The sequence below is a fragment of the Nocardia concava NBRC 100430 genome, assembly GCF_000308815.1.
Taxonomy (GTDB): domain Bacteria; phylum Actinomycetota; class Actinomycetes; order Mycobacteriales; family Mycobacteriaceae; genus Nocardia; species Nocardia concava.
The window spans coordinates 20,420-42,093 of record NZ_BAFX01000123.1; the positions used below are offsets into that span (position 1 = coordinate 20,420).

The 21,674-nt window shown below is 67.8% G+C and carries 25 protein-coding genes, 1 tRNA gene and 1 pseudogene; 18 read left to right on the forward strand and 9 right to left on the reverse strand.

Features of this window, described 5'->3' with window-relative positions; genetic code table 11:
• Positions 1-2: 2 nt before the first annotated feature.
• Positions 3-365, reverse strand: a complete 363-nt coding sequence (locus ON43_RS28595; protein ID WP_051179391.1) for a hypothetical protein — start codon at positions 363-365, stop codon at positions 3-5.
• Between the two features lie 178 nt (positions 366-543).
• Between ON43_RS28595 and ON43_RS28600 the strand changes: the two genes are divergently transcribed.
• The 5 genes from ON43_RS28600 (at position 544) to ON43_RS28620 (ending at position 4,274) form a co-directional block, all read left to right on the forward strand.
• On the forward strand, positions 544-1,791 hold the full coding sequence (locus tag ON43_RS28600; RefSeq protein ID WP_218003388.1) for an NsdA family TPR-like regulatory protein: 1,248 nt from the start codon (positions 544-546) through the stop codon (positions 1,789-1,791).
• Positions 1,788-2,276 (forward strand): hypothetical protein, encoded by a 489-nt coding sequence (locus ON43_RS28605; protein WP_040812473.1) that lies wholly within the window; start codon positions 1,788-1,790, stop codon positions 2,274-2,276. The genes ON43_RS28600 and ON43_RS28605 overlap by 4 nt, the downstream gene beginning before the upstream one ends.
• 125 nt (positions 2,277-2,401) lie before the next feature.
• A complete protein-coding gene (locus tag ON43_RS28610) occupies positions 2,402-3,007 on the forward strand; it encodes an NUDIX domain-containing protein (protein ID WP_245568798.1) in 606 nt (201 codons plus the stop codon).
• 287 nt (positions 3,008-3,294) lie between these two features.
• Positions 3,295-4,140 (forward strand): universal stress protein, encoded by an 846-nt coding sequence (locus ON43_RS28615; protein WP_040812475.1) that lies wholly within the window; start codon positions 3,295-3,297, stop codon positions 4,138-4,140.
• A 60-nt stretch (positions 4,141-4,200) separates the two neighbouring features.
• A tRNA-Leu gene (locus ON43_RS28620) sits at positions 4,201-4,274 on the forward strand.
• Between the two features lie 123 nt (positions 4,275-4,397).
• Here the strand turns inward: ON43_RS28620 and ON43_RS45095 are convergent.
• Entirely contained in the window at positions 4,398-5,168 is a 771-nt protein-coding gene (locus tag ON43_RS45095) for a hypothetical protein (protein WP_157514225.1), read from the reverse strand.
• Between ON43_RS45095 and ON43_RS28630 the strand changes: the two genes are divergently transcribed.
• The gene (locus ON43_RS28630; protein ID WP_051179392.1) at positions 5,161-5,559 is read left to right on the forward strand and encodes a hypothetical protein; all 399 of its coding nucleotides are present in this window, start codon (positions 5,161-5,163) and stop codon (positions 5,557-5,559) included. The genes ON43_RS45095 and ON43_RS28630 overlap by 8 nt on opposite strands.
• Before the next feature lie 313 nt (positions 5,560-5,872).
• On the opposite strand, the pseudogene ON43_RS47220 reads toward ON43_RS28630, so the two are convergent.
• Positions 5,873-5,947: pseudogene (locus ON43_RS47220) on the reverse strand (aspartate 1-decarboxylase); the annotation flags it as partial.
• Between the two features lie 93 nt (positions 5,948-6,040).
• Here ON43_RS47220 and ON43_RS28635 point away from each other — a divergent pair.
• Positions 6,041-7,504 (forward strand): MFS transporter, encoded by a 1,464-nt coding sequence (locus ON43_RS28635; protein WP_157514226.1) that lies wholly within the window; start codon positions 6,041-6,043, stop codon positions 7,502-7,504.
• On the opposite strand, the gene ON43_RS28640 is transcribed toward ON43_RS28635, so the two are convergent.
• Positions 7,501-7,992 (reverse strand): hypothetical protein, encoded by a 492-nt coding sequence (locus tag ON43_RS28640; RefSeq protein WP_157514227.1) that lies wholly within the window; start codon positions 7,990-7,992, stop codon positions 7,501-7,503. The two genes, ON43_RS28635 and ON43_RS28640, sit on opposite strands and share 4 nt — an antisense overlap.
• Before the next feature lie 130 nt (positions 7,993-8,122).
• Here ON43_RS28640 and ON43_RS28645 point away from each other — a divergent pair, with 130 nt between their 5' ends.
• Positions 8,123-8,935: a TIGR02452 family protein gene (locus tag ON43_RS28645; RefSeq protein ID WP_040812605.1), complete on the forward strand. Its 813-nt coding sequence runs from the start codon at positions 8,123-8,125 to the stop codon at positions 8,933-8,935.
• Here the strand turns inward: ON43_RS28645 and ON43_RS28650 are convergent.
• Positions 8,932-9,828 carry a LysR family transcriptional regulator gene (locus tag ON43_RS28650; RefSeq protein WP_218003389.1) on the reverse strand — a complete coding sequence of 299 codons (897 nt, stop codon included), beginning with the start codon at positions 9,826-9,828 and terminating at the stop codon, positions 8,932-8,934. The genes ON43_RS28645 and ON43_RS28650 overlap by 4 nt on opposite strands.
• 48 nt (positions 9,829-9,876) lie before the next feature.
• Here ON43_RS28650 and ON43_RS28655 point away from each other — a divergent pair, with 48 nt between their 5' ends.
• The 3 genes from ON43_RS28655 (at position 9,877) to ON43_RS28665 (ending at position 12,850) form a co-directional block, all read left to right on the forward strand.
• On the forward strand, positions 9,877-10,614 hold the full coding sequence (locus ON43_RS28655; RefSeq protein ID WP_040812481.1) for an SDR family oxidoreductase: 738 nt from the start codon (positions 9,877-9,879) through the stop codon (positions 10,612-10,614).
• 8 nt (positions 10,615-10,622) lie between these two features.
• Entirely contained in the window at positions 10,623-11,546 is a 924-nt protein-coding gene (locus ON43_RS28660) for an NADP-dependent oxidoreductase (protein ID WP_040812609.1), read from the forward strand.
• Between the two features lie 101 nt (positions 11,547-11,647).
• The gene (locus ON43_RS28665; protein ID WP_157514228.1) at positions 11,648-12,850 is read left to right on the forward strand and encodes a lipase family protein; all 1,203 of its coding nucleotides are present in this window, start codon (positions 11,648-11,650) and stop codon (positions 12,848-12,850) included.
• Positions 12,851-12,868: 18 nt separating this feature from the next.
• Here the strand turns inward: ON43_RS28665 and ON43_RS28670 are convergent, their stop codons facing one another.
• A complete protein-coding gene (locus tag ON43_RS28670; protein ID WP_040812486.1) occupies positions 12,869-13,270 on the reverse strand; it encodes a hypothetical protein in 402 nt (133 codons plus the stop codon).
• 170 nt (positions 13,271-13,440) lie between these two features.
• Here ON43_RS28670 and ON43_RS28675 point away from each other — a divergent pair, with 170 nt between their 5' ends.
• The 3 genes from ON43_RS28675 to ON43_RS28685 are packed head-to-tail and all read left to right on the forward strand — an operon-like array spanning position 13,441 to position 16,017.
• Complete coding sequence (locus tag ON43_RS28675) at positions 13,441-14,385, forward strand: ABC transporter ATP-binding protein (RefSeq protein WP_040812487.1); 945 nt, start codon at positions 13,441-13,443, stop codon at positions 14,383-14,385.
• Positions 14,382-15,188, forward strand: a complete 807-nt coding sequence (locus tag ON43_RS28680; RefSeq protein ID WP_040812489.1) for an ABC transporter permease — start codon at positions 14,382-14,384, stop codon at positions 15,186-15,188. Before ON43_RS28675 ends, ON43_RS28680 begins: the two co-directional genes overlap by 4 nt.
• A gap of 1 nt (position 15,189) precedes the next feature.
• Positions 15,190-16,017: an ABC transporter permease gene (locus tag ON43_RS28685; protein WP_040812491.1), complete on the forward strand. Its 828-nt coding sequence runs from the start codon at positions 15,190-15,192 to the stop codon at positions 16,015-16,017.
• Positions 16,018-16,077: 60 nt separating this feature from the next.
• On the opposite strand, the gene ON43_RS46875 is transcribed toward ON43_RS28685, so the two are convergent.
• The 3 genes from ON43_RS46875 to ON43_RS28700 form a co-directional block, all read right to left on the reverse strand.
• Positions 16,078-16,275 carry a DUF6973 domain-containing protein gene (locus tag ON43_RS46875; protein WP_040812493.1) on the reverse strand — a complete coding sequence of 66 codons (198 nt, stop codon included), beginning with the start codon at positions 16,273-16,275 and terminating at the stop codon, positions 16,078-16,080.
• The gene (locus tag ON43_RS28695; RefSeq protein ID WP_040812495.1) at positions 16,272-16,583 is read right to left on the reverse strand and encodes a DUF1759 domain-containing protein; all 312 of its coding nucleotides are present in this window, start codon (positions 16,581-16,583) and stop codon (positions 16,272-16,274) included. Before ON43_RS28695 ends, ON43_RS46875 begins: the two co-directional genes overlap by 4 nt.
• Positions 16,584-16,892: 309 nt before the next feature.
• Positions 16,893-17,111: a hypothetical protein gene (locus ON43_RS28700; protein ID WP_040812497.1), complete on the reverse strand. Its 219-nt coding sequence runs from the start codon at positions 17,109-17,111 to the stop codon at positions 16,893-16,895.
• A 241-nt stretch (positions 17,112-17,352) separates the two neighbouring features.
• On the opposite strand from ON43_RS28700, the gene ON43_RS28705 reads away from it, so the two are divergent.
• The 4 genes from ON43_RS28705 to ON43_RS28720 all read left to right on the forward strand — a co-directional run bounded on the left by ON43_RS28705 (position 17,353) and on the right by ON43_RS28720 (position 21,596).
• The gene (locus tag ON43_RS28705; RefSeq protein WP_157514229.1) at positions 17,353-17,637 is read left to right on the forward strand and encodes a hypothetical protein; all 285 of its coding nucleotides are present in this window, start codon (positions 17,353-17,355) and stop codon (positions 17,635-17,637) included.
• 800 nt (positions 17,638-18,437) lie between these two features.
• On the forward strand, positions 18,438-19,076 hold the full coding sequence (locus ON43_RS47070) for a hypothetical protein (RefSeq protein WP_306304987.1): 639 nt from the start codon (positions 18,438-18,440) through the stop codon (positions 19,074-19,076).
• Between the two features lie 46 nt (positions 19,077-19,122).
• Positions 19,123-20,367: an AAA family ATPase gene (locus ON43_RS28715; RefSeq protein WP_040812508.1), complete on the forward strand. Its 1,245-nt coding sequence runs from the start codon at positions 19,123-19,125 to the stop codon at positions 20,365-20,367.
• Positions 20,364-21,596, forward strand: a complete 1,233-nt coding sequence (locus ON43_RS28720; RefSeq protein WP_040812510.1) for a vWA domain-containing protein — start codon at positions 20,364-20,366, stop codon at positions 21,594-21,596. Before ON43_RS28715 ends, ON43_RS28720 begins: the two co-directional genes overlap by 4 nt.
• Positions 21,597-21,674: the final 78 nt, after the last annotated feature.

Consider the following 21,674-nt stretch of genomic DNA (forward strand, 5'->3'; position numbering starts at 1 on the left):
CGCTACGCCTCGAATTTCTGCGGTAACGCCGGAAACCTCTCCGGCAGATCTCCGGTGGCGTAGCGGGCGTAGGTGTTCTCCGGGGTGACGGTGATGATGTCGGCGACGGCTACCAATTCGGCCGGGACGCAGCCTCCTTCGAAGTGGTCGACGCTGGGGACGATGACGGCGTCCAGGGCCAGGCGGGAGACGAGGACGCGGAGCCGGTGGACCGGTCGGTCGGTCCAGGGGCCGAAGACCACCGTCTTGCGCAGGTCGTAGCCCAGGCGGTGGGCCATGATGCGAATCCGGGCCTCATCCCATTGCTGACGTTCGCCGGATATGTCGCTCCGCAACCATCCGATCGCGCCGGGTTCCGATGTCATGGCTATTCCTTGGAGTTTTCACTTGTGGCGACCGTGCCGACTTCAAGGTTGGTCCGCCGACCCGATTTGATCGATGGCGTGCGGTGGGGAAAGTACGGGGCAAATCGGGGTCATGGCGGCGCGGCAAATCCGTGGAAAGCCTATTCTCGGGAGAGGTCCAGCAGAGAGGCCGCATGCCGTGACCGGACGGAACGAGCTGCTCATCGAGGCTCGGCTGCGCCTGGAATCCCCCGGAGCGCCGGGACAATCGATGACTCGCCGGGAGTTGGCGGATGCCGTCAACGACCACGTCTTCCGGGTCACCAGCAAGCGGGGGGCCGTCGATGAACGACACGTCGGCAAGTGGGAGCGAGGCGAAACGACATGGCCCAGAAAGCATTACCGCGCCGCGCTGCGGGCGGTCCTGAATGTGGCGACCGACGCCGAACTCGGCTTCCGGACGCCGCATCGCCCGGTGGATGACGAGGCCGTGAACCGCAAGCAGTTTCTTTCCAGCACCCTGGTGGTGGCCGCCAATGTGGTGCTGAGTAATTCCGCGCCAACCGAATCCGAGCTCATCGACACCATGGCCGGGCCGACCGCCAACTATCGGCGGATGGAATCCTCGGTGCCCTCGGACCGGCTGGCGCCGGTGGTGGACGCGCACCTGAATCTGGTGGCCGGGGTGGTGCGGGACCGGCTGCGGACCTCCGGCGGGTTCCGGGCACTGTCCGAAATCGCCGGGCTGGCAGCGTGGTTGGCGGCCGATCGCGGGGATGACGCGGCGGCGCGGCGGCGGTACGTGGAGGCCATCCGGCATGCCGAGCGGACGCATCATCCGCTGCTGGTGTCCTACATGACGGCCAGCCTGGGGCATTACGCGGTCGAAATGGGCGATGCCAGAGCGGGTTTGACCTTGTTGCGCACGGCCGCCTCGCAGCTGGGTCCCGATGTGCCCGACAGTGCGGGGGCGTGGATGTCCTCGCTGCTGGCGGTCGCGTACGCGGCGACCGGGGATCGGGCCGCGTCGCTGGGGGCCTTGCGGCGCGCCGAGCGGCTGGTGGATCGGCAGCGCGGAGAACCGCAGTGGCCGTGGGTGTTCGTGTTCGACGGGCCCAAGGCGGCCCGGTATCAGGCCAGCGCGCTCACCCGGCTGGGCGACAATCGCGCGGCGCACATCGCCTTCGAGAACGCCGACGCCGCGTTGACCGCGGAGAAGCCGCGCGCGCTGGCCCAGGTCGAGCACGCCCAGGTGCTGGCGCGCTCGGGTGACATCGAGGGCGGATGCTCGCTCGCGGCGGGCGCGCTGCTGGTCGGGATCACCTATCACAGTGAGCGAATCACCCGGCTGGCCAGGGCATTCCGCGCGGACCTGCCCGCGCGTACCGTCGAAGCGAGGGCACTCGACGACGCCCTCGCGACCCTCTACGGACGAGACGATCAATGACGAGCGTCGCCATCACCGGGCACCGCGGGCTGCCCGCGGGCACGCTGGCGCTGGTGGATCGGGCCCTGCGGCTCGAGGTGGCGCTGCGCATTCGACCGGGTGCGTCCGACCTGGTCGGCGTGAGTTGTCTTGCGGACGGCCCGGATTCGCTGTTCGCCCAGGCGGTCCTGGACGCCGGCGGCCGCCTGATCGCGGTCGTCCCCGCGCGCTCGTATCGAGCCAGCCTGCCCACCTCGCACCACCCGATCTACGACCACCTCGTGGCCGCCGCCACCCGCATCATCGAACTCGACCGCGACACCTCCGATCCCGAAGCCCACCAAGCCGGCAGCCTCCGCATGCTCGACGAATCCGATGAGCTCCTGGCGGTCTGGGACGGCCTGCCCGCCCGCGGCTACGGCGGCACGGCCGACGTGGTGGTCACCGCCCGTGAACGCGGTCTGCCGGTGACGGTGATCTGGCCCGAAGGGGCCGAACGGCCTTGACCCGCGCGGGTTCCGGTCGAAGAGTGGGTTGGGTGCGTGGCGATGGCAACGGGTGGTTTCGCGATCTCGACGGGGTGCGGCATTGGGGGCGGTATGGGGCGGCGGGGTTGCTGTTGCGGGCGCCTATGGCCGAATCCTCCTGTTGCGCGGTTCTTTTGCAGCTGCGGGCGCGGGGACGGGCAGGGACGCGGGGGACGTGGACGATTCCGGGTGGGGCGTGTGACAGTCATGAGGGACCGAGCGAGGCGGCGTTGCGGGAGGCGTGGGAGGAGGTCGGGATCGAGCCCGGGCAGGTGGTGATCCGCGGGGAGCGGGTCACGACGCGGGCGCTCGGCGGGTGGATCTTCACGACGGTCGTGGCTGATGCGCGGAGCGAGTTGCCGGTTCGGCTCGACCATGAGACCGAGGCGGCGCGGTGGGTTCCGGAGGAGGACGTCGCGGCGCTGCCGTTGCATCCGGATTTCGCGCGGGCGTGGCCGCTTCTACGGGCTCGGCCGGTGTATCTGGTGCTGGACAACGGGTTTCGGCCGTTGGCGGAGCAGGTGCTGCCGCGGACCGTGGAGGTGGCGGGGCAGGGGTTCGTGTGGCTGCATCGATCGGGGGAACCGACCGGTCGCACCGCAAGGCTCACGGCCAGGCCACTGCCCTTCCATCAGCGGCCGGAGGACGAGCTCCTGCTGCACGCCGACCAGGTTTTCCCTGGTCGGCCGCCTCGCCTTGACCTCGAGTGAGGTTGAGGTATCAGGATGTCCCCATGGGCCGCTCGACGGCCCGCCCCCGCGTCCCGGCCGAGTCCCGTACACCCCTCGGCCGGGACGCGGGGTTTGCTTCTGCCGCACCTCGGGCAATCGACACCCGGGGTCCCGTGCGATCGACACTCGCCGTGCTGCGCCACCGACACTCGCTGCGCGGTGCCGCTCGCCCGCGCCCGGCCGGTCGCGGCGTAGGGTCGATAGCGACCGCTCAGCTATTCCCGTAGCCGCACCGCAGGATTCGCCACTGGGAGAGAGGACACAGCATGTCGAACGGTGAAGCCATCGTCGTCGCCGTGGATGAATCGGCCGGTTCCGCGGCGGCCTGGGCCGCCAACGCCGCCGCCCTCCACCACCTGCCCCTGCACCTGCTGCGTGTCCTCGAGATCAGCCCCGACGAGGGGCTCGGCCTGGGCACCGTCCTCACCACCGAGGACTACACCCGCCTCGAGGAGCACGCCAACTGGCTGCTCGAGGCCGCCGCCGCGGAAGCCGTCAAGGTCTCCCCCGACCTCACCGTCACCACCGAACTCGCCACCGGCTCGGTCATCCCCACCCTGCTCGAGCGCACCCACTCCGCGCGCATGGTGGTCTCCGGCGCCCGCGGCGGCGGCACCCTGCGCCGCGCCCTGCTCGGCTCGGTCAGCTCGGTCCTCGCCCGCCGCTCCCACTGCCCCTTCGTCGTGGTCCGCGACGGCGTCGCACTCCCGCCCGACCTGCCCACCCGCCCCATCCTGGTCGGCGTCGACGGCACCAAGGTCAGCGAGCCCGCCATCCAGGCCGCCCTCGAAGAGGCCGCAGTCCGCGGCGTCGCCGTCATCGCCCTGCACGCCGAGGGCTCCTCCGACGACCCCGAAATGGACGCCCTCGACGACTACGTCCTGGCCGAATCCCTCGCCGGCTGGCAGGAGCGCTACCCCAACGTCCGCATAGACCGCGAAACCACCCACGACACCCCCGAACGCTCCCTACTCGAACTCTCCACCGGCACCCAACTTCTCGTGGTAGGCACCCGAGGCCGAGGCGGCTTCACCTCCAAGGTCTTCGGCTCCACCAGCCAATCCCTCCTCCTCTCGGTCCAAACCCCCATCATGATCGCCCCCACCCCCTAACCCCATTCCCCGAATACCTGCTACCAGCACGACCGTACGGCTCGGTAGTCTGACCCAGACGCCCCCGTAGCCCAATTGGCAGAGGCAGCGGACTTAAAATCCGCCCAGTGTCGGTTCGAACCCGACCGGGGGCACGTACAGCATGGACACTGGCGCTGTCGATCGTCGTCTGTGGCATGTTGGGTGTGGCGGTACCGATTGTCGTTGCCGTGTGGACGATTTCGGGCAGTTGGTCAGCGCGGTCGGCGATGTCCTGTCTACTCGCTGCCGGATTGCTCGCGTGGAACTTGCCACGTGGTGGCGGCCGCCACGCCCGCGCCCACGAGCCAGAACACGACACCGATGCCGCCGGTAAGAGCGAGGTGCCAGCCCTCGGCAATCCCGATCCGCAGATCCTCATGCCACAGGTTGAGCAGCACCGTGCCATAGGCGGCCCCCCACGCGGCGGCGCCGAGGGTCAATATCGCGGCGGAACCCGCCAGTAGACCGCTCAGCACGGGCCCGGCCGACAGCATGTTCGTCCAGGGCCGCCATAACTGGGCGAGCGCCACGAGCACTCCCAAACCAACAGCGGCCCATGATATTTCGAGGGTCGTCGCGCCGATCACCAAGGCGTACAACAATGCACCGGCGCCAGCGGCGAAGATGCCTTGCACCACGCTTTGCAGATACGCGAGCAATCCCGAAGTAACACTCACGATTTCCCCCTTTTGCCGATCTCCCCATCGGTAGCGCATGAGTGTAATCGGGGTGCCGCCGCCCGGGGACAACCCCCGTTTACATGACCGGCGGTGACCGCCAATCGGGCTGACTTCCAGGAGGTTTCGAGCGATACTCGAACCGGGGAGCCGGTCTGGCGCAAGAATGAACACAGGGGGAAATATGATGACGAAACCAGGCGGGCTGGCTGCTGCCGCGATGGCGGCCGCGGCATTGTTGGCAGGGTGTGCGACCGCACAGGACCAGGCACGCTCCACGACCACCCGCACGACTACGACCACGACCACATCGGCGAGCCCGGTGACCACCACGACCACCTCCGCGGCGCCGCTGCTGAACCGCCGCGGCGAGAACGGCGAGGTGGTCCAACAGGACGGGCTCGTCGGTTCGGGAACGCTTCGCATCATCAACGATGACAACAAGGACTTCGCGGTGGTGGTGACCAACGGCGACCCCAAGCGGCCGCAGGCGACGATCTACGTGCAAGCCAACTCCGAGGCGACCCTCAATGGGATCGCCGGCACCTACTTCGTCTACCTGAAGTCCGGCACCGACTGGGACCAGGCCACGCTCAGCTTCACGCGCAACCGCCGCTTCCAGAAATTCGACGAGCCATTCGACGAGTCGTCGGACTGGGAGCTGGGGCTGAAACCGTCGATCACCGGCAATGCCACCACCAGTGACGTGCCCGCATTCTGACGCCGACACGACCATTACGCCCACGCAGTCCACCAGCGGAAGCTGCTCTTCCTGCCATAGGCACGATCGGCGGCGTTTCTTGCGTTTGCTGTGCCAGTGGCCCGGATCGAGGTGCTCGCGCCAGTAGATGCCCCCGTCGCACGACCACCGCACGTTCGGGCCGATCAGCGAGTTCACGGGTGTGGCGAGCGGCGATATCGGTGACAACGGCGTGGTCATAGTCGATCCGGCCGGTGTCCATGCTGTACGTGCCACCCCGGGGGCACGAATGCGGATGGCTGGTTCAGGGCAGACGCTTTGACGATGCGGTGGACGCGATCGGGATCACCGGGTCGCCAGGGTGCACGAGATGCGCTGCAGCGCCGTTGATCCCGGTGGTGCCGGTACCGACACGGTTCATCGCGAGCGAAACTCTGTTGCGGATGCGACACCGCGGACAAGATCATCGGATGAATTGGGCTCCGACCGGGTCGGCTCCGCGATGACAGAGACCGCATCCTTCGCGGCCGGTGGGCAAGCCGGGGCCGGGGTCTCGGCCGGCCCGCCGATCGAACCGGCTCCCAACGCCAACGACGAACGCATGGCGTTGTGGACTTGTCTCGGTGCGGGTTTCGCGACACTTCTCGACGGCGCGGTGGTCGCCTTCACCGCGCCCGCGGTGCAATCGTCACTCGAACTCGCCGACTCCGACATCCAATGGTTCCTGGCGTCGTTCTCGCTGATGTTCGGGCTCGGGCTCGCCCCTGCCGGTCGGCTGGGCGATGCGTACGGGCGGCGCGGGCTCCTCATCGCCGGACTCTCGCTTTTTCTGGCCGGCGGCGTCGCATCGGCAATCGCTTCCGGTGCGTGGTCGGTCATCGGCGGGCGGCTGGTTCAAGGATTCGGCGCCGGGGTCATCAGCGCCCAGGTTCTCGCTGTCATCCAGGACACTTTCACCGGACGATCTCGATTACGCGCACTGGCCGGATACACCTCTGCCGGCGCATGGGCCGCGATCGCCGGGCCCATGCTGGCCGGCGCCGCGCTGTGGGCGTTGCCGACCGAATTCGCCTGGCGGGTAATACTGCTGCTGCCCGCCCCGTTCGCGATCGCGACGATCGTGCTCGGTGCCCGAAGTCTCCCCCGCGTGCCGCGAAGGCGACGCAGGACCGACCTCGATCTGCCGGGTATCACAGTGCTCGGTGGGCTCGTAATCCTCGTGACGATCCCGGTGATCGAACCCGGATTGCCGGCGCCCGCCATTATGGGATTGTTTGCGACGTGCGCGTTACTCGTTGTCGGTCTCGTCCTGTGGGAGCGCGGTTATGCCCGCCGCGGCAGGCTGGCGCTTTTCGCACCCGAGCTGATGCGTTCACGAGGTTTTGTCACCGGAAATGTGGTGGCAGCGTTGTGGTTCGGGTCGGTCTTGGCCTTCGGCACCATCAAGACCATCTATTTCCTCCAGGTGTGTGACATCCCGGCGCTGGCGATCGCCGTGGCGCTGATCCCTTCGGCCCTGGCGCGGATCGCGGCGGCCCGCTGGGGGCAACGGCTTTTCGCGACCCACGGTTCAGCGGTGATCACCTACGGACTCGTGGTGCAGACTGTCGGTCTCATTGCGAGCGCGATCGCGGCTCTGTGCAGCGACGGATGGCCATTGTTCCTGATCATTTCGGCGCTCCAGATCACCTCCGGTCTCTCCGGCGGTGTCGTGGAACCCCCGCTGCGAGCCGTCACCCTGTCCTTCTCGCCACCGTCCCTGCATGGTGTCGCGGCCTCATTCCTGCAACTGACACAACGTCTTTCGGCGACACTCTGCATCGCGCTCGGCACCGGAGTACTTCTCGCGTTCGGGGCGACAGCGTCAGGGCGATCACTGTGCTGGGCGGTATTGCTGTGCGCGGCGTTCTCGGCAGTAGCAATGGCCGTCTCGCTTTCCAGGTTTGATACCCGGGGCTTTCGCTAGCTGTGGCAGCAGACTCGGACGAGGACTGTGTCGTCGGGCAGGGTGTCCAGGTAGTTTTCGATGTCGGGCGGTGGGCTCGGGCGGTCGAATTGGTTCTCGACGGAGGGGTTCTCGGGCGAATCCTTATGGCGGCGAAGGCCGCTCTGCTCGATCCACCAACCGTCCAGGGTGAGGATGTCGGGTTCTGACATGTTGTGAATCGGGACGTTCAGTAGGGATTTCGGGCCGCCTGCGCATTCGCCTCGGGTGGGGAGGAGCGTGATGCCGAATTGGTTGGGGCCGTCGTGGATCAGGCGTGGGTCGTCCTCGTGGCCCGGACGGACGTAGAAGCCGGCTCCGGCTCCGCCATCGTGAATCTGCCATGTGTCACGCATATCTCGCTTCGGGAAGCCTCGGCGCATTCCGAAAGGCGCAAGGGCTTGGGTGATCGCGGATTCCACGTCGTCGATCGCATCCGGTGGCAGGCAGATTGTCACCCAGCGTTGCATCGAACCGCCTCCTTATCGCCGTCCTCGCGACCAAGGTCGCCGTCGGCGCATTGTCGAAGAAGATTGGCCCGCAGCTTATTACGTGACTGCTTGCGCGGGCGGTTGGTCAAGCCATGAGAGCATTGCGGGCGTGAGCGAAGACCTGCGAGCCATTGCCGCGGACAACGAGCGGATCATCGCAGCTGGGGGTTATCAGGCACCGAGCGGACACTATGTGTCGCTCGCGTCGGAGGTGCGGGCCGCTGTTGAGGGCACTCGGATGTACGGGCCCGAGCCGGTTGCGGTGAGCACGCGCAGCGGGGGCGCCGGCGTTATCCGGGTGACCGGGGAGAGCAGTCTCGAGGCGGCACGGCGGATGGTCGACGCCGATTCGGAGGCGGTTGCCGTGTTGAATTTCGCGTCCGCGCGAAATCCTGGCGGGCACTACCTTTTAGGGGCGCGCACTCAAGAAGAGGCTTTGTGCCGGGCGTCGGCGTTGTACACCACGCTGCTGGCGGTGCCGGAATACTACGAATATCACCGCAGCACACCGGATCCCTTCTACAGCGACCGGGTAATCCTGTCTCCCGCCGTGCCCGTCTTCCGAGATGACCTGGGCACTCTGCTCGAAAGCCCCTATGCGGTCGGCTTTCTCACCGCCCCGGCACCTCGGTCCAACGTGATCGCGCAGGAGCAGCCCGGCGAGGTCCATCGAGTGCCCGCGGTACTGGCCACCCGCGCGGAGCGAATTCTCGAAACAGCCGCTGGCTATCGACGTTTGGTGCTGGGCGCGTGGGGCTGTGGCGCTTACGGCAACGATCCTGGCGTGGTGGCCGGTATCTTTCGTGCCCTGCTGGCCGACGGGGGCCGGTTCGACGGGCACTTCGACGAGATCACCTTCGCGATACTGGACCGCACACCCGGCGAGACAACCCTCAGCGCCTTCCGAAAGGCCCTCGGTTAGAGGCGGGTCGCGGTGCGGACGAAGTCGGCGACGGCTTTGCATCTGCTGTGTGGTGGCCAGGCGATGACGGTTGTGACGGGCGGTGCGTCCGGCACGGGGACGGCGGCATGGTCGTCGCGGAGTTGGGTTCCCAGGGACTCGGGCACGACGGCGCAGGCCAGTCCGAGGGCGATCAGTTGGAGTAGTTGGGTGTGGTCGCGGACCTGGGGGCCGGGGCCGTCCCGGTAGCTGCCGTCGGGTCGGGGCCAGCGCGGCAAGGGCAGGTTCGTCAGGGTGCGGACCTCGGCCAGTGACACCTGTGTCCGGGTGGCGAGGGGGTGACCCGCGGGCAGGACGACGACCTGCCCTTCGGTGTGCAGCTCCTCGGTGTCGAGTCCGGATGTCGTGTCGTAGGGCCGGTGGAGCAGGGCGACGTCGGCACTTCCGTTGCGCAGCAGGCTTTCCGGTTGGCCCGGCCCGCACAGCATCACCTCGACCGCGACGGCGCCCGGTTCGGCGGCGTAGGCGTGCAGCAGTTTCGACACCAGTTCGCTGGCGGCTCCAGCCTTGGTGGCCAGCACTATTCCGGGCCGGTCGGCGGCGGCGCGGCGGGTGCGGCGTTCGGCGGCCTCGACCGCTTCCAGCGCGAGCCGGGACTCGCGCAGCAACACCGATCCGGCCTCGGTCAAGGTGATCGCGCGCGAACCGCGGTGCAGCAGTTCGGCTCCGAGCCGCCGTTCCAGCTGCTGGATCGCCCGCGACAGTGGCGGTTGCGCCATCGCGAGCCGTTGCGCCGCCCGCCCGAAGTGCAACTCCTCGGCGACGGCGACGAAATATCGCATCTCCCGCGTCTCCACCGGGTCATGGTATCCGGCGATGACCACGACCGATACCCGTGCGGTATCGCCGCTCACCCGATCGGTCTTGGACGGGACAGGCGAGGCCGCAGCAGGATCGGCGCTGTGAGTGAACAGAAGATTGCGCTGGTGACCGGCGCGAACAAGGGAATCGGATACGAGATCGCCGCGGGCCTGGGCGGGCTCGGCTGGCGAGTCGGGGTGGGTGCGCGGGATCCGCAACGGCTCGACCTCGCGGTGGAGAAGCTGCGCGCGGACGGGGTCGATGCGTTCGGGGTACCGCTCGACGTGACCGACGACGCGAGCGTGGCCGCGGCGGCCGAACTGATCGCCGATCAGGCCGGAGGGCTCGATGTACTGGTCAACAATGCCGCGATCGTCGGCGATCATCCACAGACACCCACCACGGTCGATCCCGCGACCGTGCGAACCGTCGTGGAAACCAACGTGATCGGGGTCATCCGGGTCACCAACGCGATGCTGCCGATGCTGCGCGCCTCGTCCGCACCGCGGATCGTCAATATGTCCAGCAGCGTCGGCTCGCTGACCCTGCAAACCACGCCCGGCCTGCCGAGTTCCGAAATCGGTTCCTACGCCATCACCGCGTACATGGCATCGAAGACGTTTCTCAACGCGGTCACGATCCAATACGTCAAAGAGCTGGGCGACACCAATATTTTGATCAACAACGGTTGCCCGGGTTTCACCTCCACCGACCTCAACGGTTTTCGTGGCGTCCGCACACCGGAACAGGGCGCGGCAATCGCGATTCGCCTCGCGACCCTGCCCGACGACGGACCGACCGGCGGATTCTTCGACGACGCCGGTGCGGTGGCCTGGTGAGCACGACCATGCCAAAAGCAGTCAGGTACAACGAATTCGGCGGAGTCGACGTCCTGCGGATCGAGGAGGTCGACCGCCCCGTCCCCGGGGACGGGCAGGTGCTCGTGCAGGTGAAGGCGGCCGGCATCAACCCCGGCGAGGCGGCATTGCGCAGGGGCGAGATGATGGACATCTTCCCCTCGACCTTCCCCTCCGGGCAGGGCAGCGATCTCGCCGGAGTCATCGCCGAGGTCGGCGCCGGAATCGACCGCTTCTCGGTCGGCGACGAGGTGATCGGGTTCTCCGAGCAGCGGTCCTCCCACGCCGAGCTGGTCCTCGTCGAGGTCGACAACCTCACACCCAAACCGAGGAACGTCCCCTGGGAGGTGGCGGGCAGTCTGTACATCGCCGGCGTAACCGCTTGGGGGGCAGTGCATTCCGTACAGCTCGAAAAGGGCGAGACCGTCGTCATCGCGGGAGCCGCCGGAGGGGTCGGCTCGTTCGCCGTTCAGCTCGCGCGACGTGCCGGAGCCACGGTCATCGGCCTGGCGAGCGAGCACAATCACGAATGGCTGCGCAGCCACGGCGCGATTCCCGTCGCATACGGTGACGACGTGATCGATCGGCTCGAGGCCGCCGCACCGGACGGCATCGATGCCTTCATCGACGCCTACGGCGACGGGTATGTCGAACTGGCCCTCGCCCTCGGCGTCTCGAGCCAGCGGATCGACACCCTCATCGATTTCGCGGCCGCCGCGAAGCACGGGGTCAAGACCGAACCCGGAGCCGACGGCAGGCCGGGCGCCGAGGCGCTCGCCGAATTGGTCGCCCTGATCGCCGACGGACACCTCGAAGTCCCGATCGCGAACATCTACCCGTTGGCGCAGGTCCGCGAGGCCTACACCGAACTCGAACGCCGCCGCACCCACGGAAAAATCGTGCTCGTGCCCTGACCGCGTGTTGCGTGGGGGCGTGGCCGCGGGGTCGATAGGTTTGGCGCCGGATCAGCTCGACTGCTTGGCTCCCTCTCCCTTTCGACGACGAGGTGGAATCGATGCGATGCCGGAGGCTGTGCAGTGTTCGCGCCCTGGTGATGGGCGTGTTTGTCGCCGCGATCGCCGCGGTGCCGGTCGGGGTTGCCGCCGAGCCGGGCGGGATGGGGGTGGTGGTGGAGAGCCATCCGGTGTCCATCCCCAGCATTCCGACCGGGGCGGCGTTCTCGGCGTGGCAGGTGCGGTATGTCAGCCAAACCACCCAGGGCGCTCCTCTGACGACGCTGGCGACGATCCTGCGGCCGGTGAATCGGATCGAGCCGCCGGTACTGCTGGCATATGACGCGATCATCGATGCCCTTGCACCGCAATGCTTTCCGTCGTATCAAATGCAGGCCGGGCTCGGTACGCAGTTGACGACCGGCGTGATGGGGATGGACATGGTCTATCTCGCCGAAGCGCTGCAGCGAGGCTGGACGGTCGTGGTCCCCGACTATCTCGGGCCCGACGGTGAATTCGCGGCCGGTTATGTGGAGGGCCGCACCACTCTCGACGCCATCCGCGCGGCCGAGAACTTCCCGCCCGCAGGGCTTTCCGGTCCCGCGACACCGACGGCGATCTTCGGTTACTCCGGCGGCGCGCGCGGCAGCGAGTTCGCCGCGGAACTCGCCGCCGACTACGCGCCGGAACTCAATCTGCGTGGCGTCGCCGCGGGCGGGGTGACCGTGGACATCGCCTCGACCGCCCGGGCCATCGACGGCACCTTCTCCGGACCGATCGCCGCGGCCGCCGCACTCGGCATCGGGCGCGCCTACCCCGAGCTCAGCATGGAGTCCTACTTCCCCGACGCGGGCTTCCGCAACACGGTCGGCAACTCCTGCCTGCTGCAACTCGAGGCCGCCTACCCGATGATGCGCCTGAGCGACCACACCGTCACCCCGGGCGGCGTCAGCCTGCTCGACATTCCCCAAATCGCGGCTGTCGTAGGCACTTTGCGCGCCGGAACCTACGGCACACCATCGATGCCGCTCTACATCTACCACGCGATGAACGACGAAACCGCGCCCCTCCCCGACACCGACGCGCTCATCGGCGACTACTGCGCCCGCGGCGTGAACGTCACCTATCACCGACTCCCGGGCGTCGAGCACCTCACCGGCAACGTCGCCGGCAGCCCGGCCGCCCTGGAGTGGATCGGCCAGCGCCTCACGGGTGCACCGGCGGGCAGCACCTGCGGCATGCCCGGGCAGGCGATCATCGGATAACCCCGGTACCGGGTCGGGTCAGGACATAAAGATCGCCGACTGGAAGATGTAGACGTCGGAGATGTCGCCGTTGGCGTCGGTCGTCCTGTCGTCGATGAGGTTCAGTTGGATCGAGTGACCGGCGGCGGGGCCGTCGGTGATGCTCCACAGGTTGTTGCCGCCGCCGTTCGCGTTGCTGACGCTGCCGTCGGACCAGTTGAATCGGGCCGAGCCGGGGCCGCCGCCGAAGGGGACTTCGTAGGTCAGCTTCCCGGCGTCGATGCCCGGCAGCAGCGGGCTCTCGCAGATCCACATGTTGACTTCCTGATGCACGTTCTGACCCGCGCTGCCGGTCCCGGGCACCAGCCAGCCGGCCACCTGCCCGCCCTGGTAGCAGCCGCCGTTGCCTGGCGGGGCCGCATTGCCGGATACCGCAACCAATACGGAAACGCTTACACCGCACAATGCGCCGAGCAGAGCCGATCGCTGAACCAACACTGGCCGCACCTCTCGTCGTTGAAAGGAAAGCTGGGTGACACGAGCGCCTCGAACCTCGGGAAATACTAATTGCCTGAAGGTAGCTGTCGGTGTCAGGGCTTAGTGTGCGTGGAGTGCGGGACACAGTGGACGACTCGGTGCTGGTGTGGGCGCGGGGACTGGTCAAGCGGTTCGGGGACAGCGAGGCGGTGCGAGGCATCGATTTCGCGGTGCGCCGGGGCGAGGCGTTCGGGTTGCTGGGGCCGAACGGGGCCGGGAAGTCCTCGACCATGCGGATGATCGCGTGCGTCTCGCCGCGCAGCGGCGGTGAGTTGCGGGTGCTCGGGCTGGATCCGGATGCGGCGGGGCCGCGGGTGCGGGCGCGGCTGGGAGTCGTTCCGCAGCAGGACAATCTGGATACCGAGCTGACCGTGGCGCAGAACCTGCACATCTACGGACGGTATTTCGGGCTGTCGAAGGCGGCGGTGCGGGTCAAGGCCGCGGAGTTGATGGAGTTCGCGCAGTTGAGCGACCGCGCCGACGCGCGGGTCGAGACGCTGTCGGGCGGGATGCAGCGGCGGCTGACGATCGCGCGGTCCCTGGTCAATGATCCCGAGTTGCTGCTGCTGGACGAGCCGACCACCGGACTCGATCCACAGGCCCGGCATGTGTTGTGGGACAAGCTGTTCCGGCTCAAGGCGCAAGGGGCGACGCTCATCCTGACCACGCACTACATGGACGAGGCCGAGCAGTTGTGCGACCGGCTGGTCGTGATGGACGACGGGCGTGTCGTGGCGGAGGGGTCGCCGGCCGAACTCATCGCCCGCTACAGCACCCGCGAGGTCGTCGAGCTGCGCTTCCCCATCGGGCAGCAGGACGCCGCGACCGAGCGGGTGGCGGGCCTGGCCGACCGGGTGGAGACGCTGCCGGATCGAATCCTGCTGTACAGCAACAATGGTGAAGCCACCCTCGAACAGGCGCACGCGCGTGGACTGCGGCCGCTGTCGAGCCTGGTGCGGCGTAGTTCGCTCGAGGATGTGTTCCTGCGGCTCACCGGCCGGACGCTGGTGGACCGATGACGGCCGCGGTGTCGACCGGGCGCGTCGTCGGCGCGTGGCGCGGGGCCTGGCTGCGCGTCGAGGCGTATTGGACGTGGTACCGGCGTTATTGGACGGCCACGCTGTTCTCGACGACGGTGCAGCCGCTGCTATTCCTGATCACCATGGGGCTGGGGTTCGGGTCGCAGGTGCAGTCCGGACCGGCGACCGGCGACGTCTCGTATCTGCGGTACATCGCTCCCGCGATGCTGGTGGCAGGAGCCATGCAGCAGGGCGTCGCCGACTCCGGCTACCCGGTGTTGTCCGGATTCAAATTCAAGCGCGACTTCGTCGCGGCGACCGCGACACCGGTGACACCCGGGCAACTTCTCGGGGGCCATCTCATCTGGGCCGCGATCCAACTGACCCTCGCCGGCACGATATTCGCTTTCCTGGCAACACTTTTCGGCGCCTGGTCTAACGCGGGTGTGATCGCGGTGGTCGGGGTCGGCACCCTCACCGGGCTGGCCTGCGCCGCGCCGATGGCCGCGCTGGCGGCGAAGACCTTCGACGAGGGGTGGCGCTTCGCGCTCATCTTCCGGTTCCTCGTACTGCCCATGACCCTGTTCTCGGGCACCTTCTTCCCCATCACCGCCCTGCCGCTCGTATTGCGTTGGCTGGCTTGGGTTTTCCCGCTCTGGCACGGCACCCAGCTCGCTCGCGCGGTCACCGTCGGCGGGGTCGGAACCTGGGCGGCGCTCGCGCATCTCGCCTACCTGCTGGCGGTGTTCGTCGCGGGATGGCTTGTCGCACACCGGTTCTTCTACCGGCGGCTGGTGTTCTGAGATGCCCGTACTGACCGAACCGGCCCGCCGTGGACTGCTGCTGCGGGTGCTGCCACCCGGCCTCTACAGCGGCCGCTCCGGCGTGATCGTCGAACGCTCCCTGCTGGTCAACCGGCACTCGTGGGTGATGCTGGCCTCCGGCGTGGTCGAACCTCTGGCGTACCTGCTGGCCTTCCAGCTCGGCTTCGGCACGCTCGTCACCCAGGTCACCGGCCCCGGCGGCCATCCAATGGGCTACGCCGCCTTCGTCGCCCCCGCACTGCTGGCCGCCGCCGCCATGAACGGCGCGGTCTTCGAATGCACCTACAACGTCTTCCTGAAACTGCGCTACACCAAGGCCTACGACGCCATGCTCGCCACCCCGATCGGCCCCGCCGACATCGTCCTCGGCGAAATAGGCTGGGCCATCCTCCGCAGCGGCCTCTACTCGATCGCGTTCCTCGCCGTAACCGCCCTACTCGGCCTCTTCACCTCCTGGTGGGCTCTGGCCCTCCTCCCCGCCGCCCTCCTGGTGGCCTTCGCCTTCGCCGGCCTCAGCATGACCCTGGTGACATTCCTCCGCTCCACCGCCCAGTTCGACTACATCAACCTCGCCCTGGTCCCGATGTTCCTCTTCTCCACCACCTTCTTCCCCCTCACCGTGTACCCCCAACCACTGCAATGGCTGATCCGCTGCCTCCCCCTCTACCAGGGCATCGACCTCATGCGAGGCCTAGCCACCGGCACCCTCACCCCCACCATGCTGATCAACCTCGCCTACCTGCTCGCCCTCGGCGGCCTCGGCGTCCACGGCGCGATCCGACGTCTCGCCACCCTGCTGCGTAGCTGACCAGCGCTGGTGTTTCTCGCCGCGGCAATCGCGGGATGGCCAAGCCGTTCGACCTCGCGGTCAATAGGTTCGGAGCCCTCCGCTCTTGGCGTTCAGCAGGTCCATCGCCTCTCGCTGCGGACCGTTTCCGCCGCCGCTCTCATGAGCGGTGGCGTACTGCTTGGCCCAGTCGGCACCGAACTCCTGTGTCATACGCGCGTTCCAGTAGGCATGCCGGGCCGCGTCGCCATGACCCTCATCCTTCGAGTCCGGATTCACGGCGGTGTACTTATTGTTCTTCCCGAACTCTTCGGCCTCGTCCTCGCGGCCACCTGGTACTTCTGGAGAATATCGGCGAGCGTGGCGTCCTCCGGAATACCGGCCAGCGCCTTCTTGACGTCTTCGGATACACCCTCGAGTTTCGTGGCCAGATTGCGCGCGCCGATCTTGTCGGTTTCCTGCACATCCCAGAACGCCTGCTTGAGGCTCGCCCCCAGGGTGAGGCAGGCGGCGGTCTTCCAGGCGACGGAAGCCGGGTTGCCCCAGCGCTTTTTGATGGTTTCCCAGTTCGAGTCGTATGACTTCACATCGCCGGTCTCGTCGTCGTAGAAGAGATTCCACTCCGAGTCTTCGACATCGTCGACAGCCGGGCATCGAACGGCTCGAGCAGACCATCATCGCGCAGTACCGGGCGGCGAGAGCGGACGCGGAAGCGCAGGCGCACAAGGTTTATGAGCAATTTCTCCGGGACGAGAAGAAGGCCGCCGTGCAGGCGCCGCCGCAACCCGAATGGGCCGATCCGGACGATGTGCAGCCGGTCAGGCTTTGGACCGACGCGCGGTAACCGAAGCGAGCCTCGGACCCGACCTGGGGCAAGGTCGCGAGGCTAGTGGCGCTCAGAATGAGCAGTCGGTCGGCCTGCCGGCCCAGCCGCCCTTCAGGAATCGGATCACGGCGCAGAAGATGTCCTCCGACCATGAGCCGACCGGGGCCGCTTGCGGGGCGGCGGCGATCGGTGTGGCGGCCGTCGGCTCCGTGCGGGTTTGCGCGGTAGCGGTGGCCATGGGCGCCAGGAGCCCTGCGGTCACAGCGGTAATGGCGACGAGCTTCTTCATCCGAATCCTCCGTTGTCATCGAAACGCAGCGATCTTGCCTATGAATCCAAGCGTGTTCGCGACACGGATGCCAGGGACTCGAGGCGTCGCGAAGGGGACCACACGCGCCAGCCCCCGGCGGGATCGGGCAGGCCACTCGAGGAGGTCGCTGAAACCCTTACGGCTCCTTATCGGGTTTCGACACGTTGCGAGAGCAACTCGGGTCTAGTGTTGTCGAACTATGGTGACCAGGGATGTCACGGTGACCGTGACGGTGGATGACAGCGAATGGCTCGCCCTGAACGACGCCGCGGAATGCGCCGGGATGAGCGTCGAATCCTATATCGGCTGGGGCGTGCGACTGCTCGCAATGCAGGCCGTTCCGGGCGGTTCCAAGAGACGGGTCAGCGTTTCGCCGCGGAAGGCACAGCGGCGAATCGACGAGCACCCCGACATGACGCAGTCGGAGGAATGGGTCGAGACCTTCGCCGAACGGCTGTCGCACCGCGCCGAGCAGTTCCGGCTGCCCCCTCACGTGGTCGGGTAGCCCGGGTCGGGTGGGGGCGTTATGATCGGGACGATGATGACTCATTCTGATCAAGGATTGGGGGTCTCGTTCGCAACAGGTGAGTGCTGATGCACCAACCGATCGCGAACGGGAGCGAATCCCGAATTTCCCGCTGGCTGCGCGTGCGCGAGTTCGCCGTGCCGCCCGACATGATCGAAACCGCAAGCGCCCGACGGAGTGTCGGGGATTGGGCCGGGGCCTGTGCCGCGGCGGGTTTCGATGTCGACGTCAATCTACGTTCATTGGCTCGTACTCACGGTCCGGAGCTGGTCCGGAGGGTGCGGGACGATCTGCGCCATCTGGCGCCGGATCTGCTGCGCTGGCATATGCCCAGGGTTGCGCCGGACGGGTTACTGCGGCCGGCGTTGACCGTGACGCTGGCCAGATACCATGTCGCTGGATCCGGAAGCCATTGCGGTAGAGCCGATTCCGTGCACCTGGTGGTGCGGACTCCACCGGCTTGGGCCGATGCCGGTCAGCGGATCGTTCTCGCACTGTGGGACGAAGGTCGTCCCGACGCCAGTATCGGCCTGCATCCGCGTCCGCGACCCGACCGACGTTTCCGGTTGGATCTCCATCGTCACCTGTGGGATGCACGGAGGGCCGCCGAGCTCGGGATACGTTCCGGAGCAGCGCTATTCGATCAGTGGACGGCCGAAGCAGCGATACTGCTGCGCGCCGAGGGGCGCTCGGCGGGACCGTTGGCAATCCGGCTCGGAGGTCAGCGTCTGATCGCCGAATTGCGAACGGACCCAGGCCATCAGCCACAATTGCGAATCGTGGAGGGATATCCACCCGGCGAAATATCCGCGCTACCGATCCTTCCGGACGCGGCGACCCGGGTGCTCCCCGATCTGGAATTGCTCCGGGCCGGTGCCATCACGCCCGACCGGCTGCATCCATTGGTCGCGTCGGCCCTCGCATCGGACCGCCCACGCGTCGAACGATCCTGCGACACAGGTCGAGTGGAGCCACACCTGGTGAACTGCCGAGGTGAACGGCACCGAATCGGTCTGCTCGACGGCGTGCTGACGGCGTTGGATCACGACCCGGTCGAGGTCCGTCGCGAGGAACTGCTCGCCGCCCTGACCGGCACGCCACTGCCCTGCCTGCAGGCCATCGACCGGGCGCATCGGCATCCGGATTGTCTCGTCGGGGTCCGGGAACGACTGCGCCACGGCGATATCGCCGGTGCGCTGGCCGTAGTCGAGGGCCTGCTCGGGCCCGGTGCCGCACTGCGCGAGGGCGCGCTGCGGGACGAACTGGAAGCGGCCGCGCGGAAGCGGATCACCTACGGGCTGTTCCGAGCCGGGCTGTTCAACGATGGCCCCGACATCGCCCGGCGTCGCCGTCCCCCACACCAAGCTTCCCCGCACCAGGTTTACCGCGCGCATCCACGCCACGCGTCCACGCGCTGACTTCGCGCGTCCACTCAATTCTTCTCAACCCCAAGGTGATTCATACATGCATGCAAATACGCTCCGCGCTGTCCCTTCGAATCCACCCGCGTCCCAGCTCGACGTGGCCTCGGACCTGCTGAACCTGCTGCGCGAAACCACCACGGAACCGCGCACGAACATCCAACTGGAAGCCCTCACCCTGGCCGTCGCCGCCGACCTCCCGGTCCTGCTGTGGGGCGAACCCGGCATCGGCAAGACCGCCGCCCTGACCCAGCTGGCCGAAACCCTGGAGCTGCCGCTCACCACCGTGATCGCGAGTGTCCATGAGCCATCGGACTTTTCGGGCCTTCCCATCATCGGCGACGATCCCGCGGCAGACGGCGTCCCGATGGCTCCCCCGGACTGGGCCGTCCGTCTGGTGCGCGCCGGTAAGGGCCTGCTGTTCCTGGACGAACTGTCGACCGCGCCGCCCGCGGTGCAGGCGGCCCTGCTGCGCCTGGTCCTGGAGCGGCGGATCGGCACGCTCCAGCTGCCTCCCGACGTCCGCATCGTCGCGGCGGCCAACCCGCGCTCGTCGGCGGCCGACGGGTGGGAGTTGAGCCCGCCGCTCGCCAACCGGTTCGTGCACCTGCAGTGGACTCACGACCACGAGGTGGTCATCCGCGGCCTCGGCGGCACCTGGCCGCGCGCCACCCTGCCCATGCTCGATCCGGTAAAGCTCACGGGTGCAGTCGCTTACGCGCGGCGCGCGGTCTGCGAACTGCTCACGGCCCGGCCCAAACTCGTGCATCAACTCCCCAGCGGCGAGACCCGTCGCGGCGGCGCCTGGCCGTCGCCGCGGAGCTGGGAGATGACGGTGCGGCTGATCGCCTTCGCCACCGCCGCCGGTGCGAACCCGGATGTGCTGTCGCTGCTGATCCGCGGCGCCGTCGGTGACGGACCCGGCTTCGAACTGCTCACCAGCATCGATCGCATGGATCTGCCCGATCCCGAAGTGCTGCTGCGCGATCCGGCCGCGGCCGAGCTGCCCGAACGCGGAGATCTGCGGCAGGCGGTGCTCGACGGTGTGGTGGCCGCGGTCCGCAGGCAACCGGATCGGTCCCGCTGGGACGCGGCGTGGGCGCTGCTGGTCAAGGCCGTCGAGACCGGAGCCCCGGACCTCGTGGTCGTGCCCGCCACCACGCTCGCCACACTGCGACAAGGCAATTGGGAGGTACCGAAGTCGATCGAGCGGCTCGCCGGAATGGTGTCGGTGTCCCGGGGCGCGGATCGGGCCGCGGAGCGCGTCGCCGCGCAGGTGGCGCGATGACCGAGAACCGCATGCCGCTGGATTTCGAGAAACTTTACGCCGCACGCCTTTTGGCCGTCCGGGCCCGGCCGTACCTGGCGACCGCGCTCTACGCATTGCATCTGGTCGAATCGCGAGGGGTGCCGACCATGAGTGTCGATCGCTACTGGCGGTGCTACGCATCGCCGGTCTTCGTGGACCGCACCTCCGTGGAGGACCTCGCTTCGGTTCTGGTGCACGAGGTTTCGCATCTGCTGCGCGATCACCACGGCCGCAGTGACCGATTCGCGCGGGAACACAACCTCACCGGTCCGACCGAACGCCTCCGCATGAATATCGCCGCGGACGCCGAGATCAACGACGACGCATTCGGTGACGGCCTGGTCGAGCCCGAAGGCGCTGTCACACCGGCGGTGCTGGGGTTACGGCCCGGCGAACTCATGGAGGACTACCTGCACCAGTTCCGCCTCACCCACATCTCCGCGGACCTGGCCTGGCTCGACTGCGGCAGCGGCGCCGACGGCCTGGACCGCGAATGGGAACTGGGCCCCGACGGCGCGGACGGACTCACCGAACAGCAGCGCGACGCGGTGATATTCCGAGTGGCACAAGGCATCTCCGGCCGACCGGGCAATGCCCCCGAAGGCTGGCGACGCTGGGCCGAGGAGGCCGTACACCCCACCCAGCCCTGGCGCGAACTACTGGGCGCCGCCATCCGCTCCGCCACCTCCGCCGCCGGCGCGGGCGACGACTACACCTACGGCCGCCCCGCCCGCCGCGCCTGCGCCACCCCAGGCATCGTGCTCCCCAGCCTCCGCCGCACCCCACCCCGAGTCACCATCATCATCGACACCTCCGGCTCGGTCAGCGACACCGAATTGGGCAGCGCCCTACTGGAAACCGCCGCCGTCAGCCGCGCCGTAGGCGGCCGCCGCGACCTCGTCACCGTCCTCTCCTGCGACGCCGCCGCCCGCGTCGCCGTCCCCCTCTGCCAAGCCGGCGGCATCCCCCTCATGGGCGGCGGCGGCACCGACCTGCGCACCGGCTTCACCAAAGCCCTACGCGCTCAACCCCGCCCGGACATCCTGGTAGTCCTGACCGACGGCTTCACCCCCTGGCCCACGACCCGCCCACCCTGCCGCACAGTGGTCGGCCTGTTCCGCCGCGAACGCTCCTGGAGTGAGAACGACCCGGACTACGTCCCCGACAACCCACCCAACTGGGCCCGCGTCGTCCACATCGGAAAGTAGCGAACCCGGCACCATGCGATAAGGCGCGGTTATCGGTGTGCTGCGAAATAGCGCATTGATCGGGTCAGATCCTTTGGT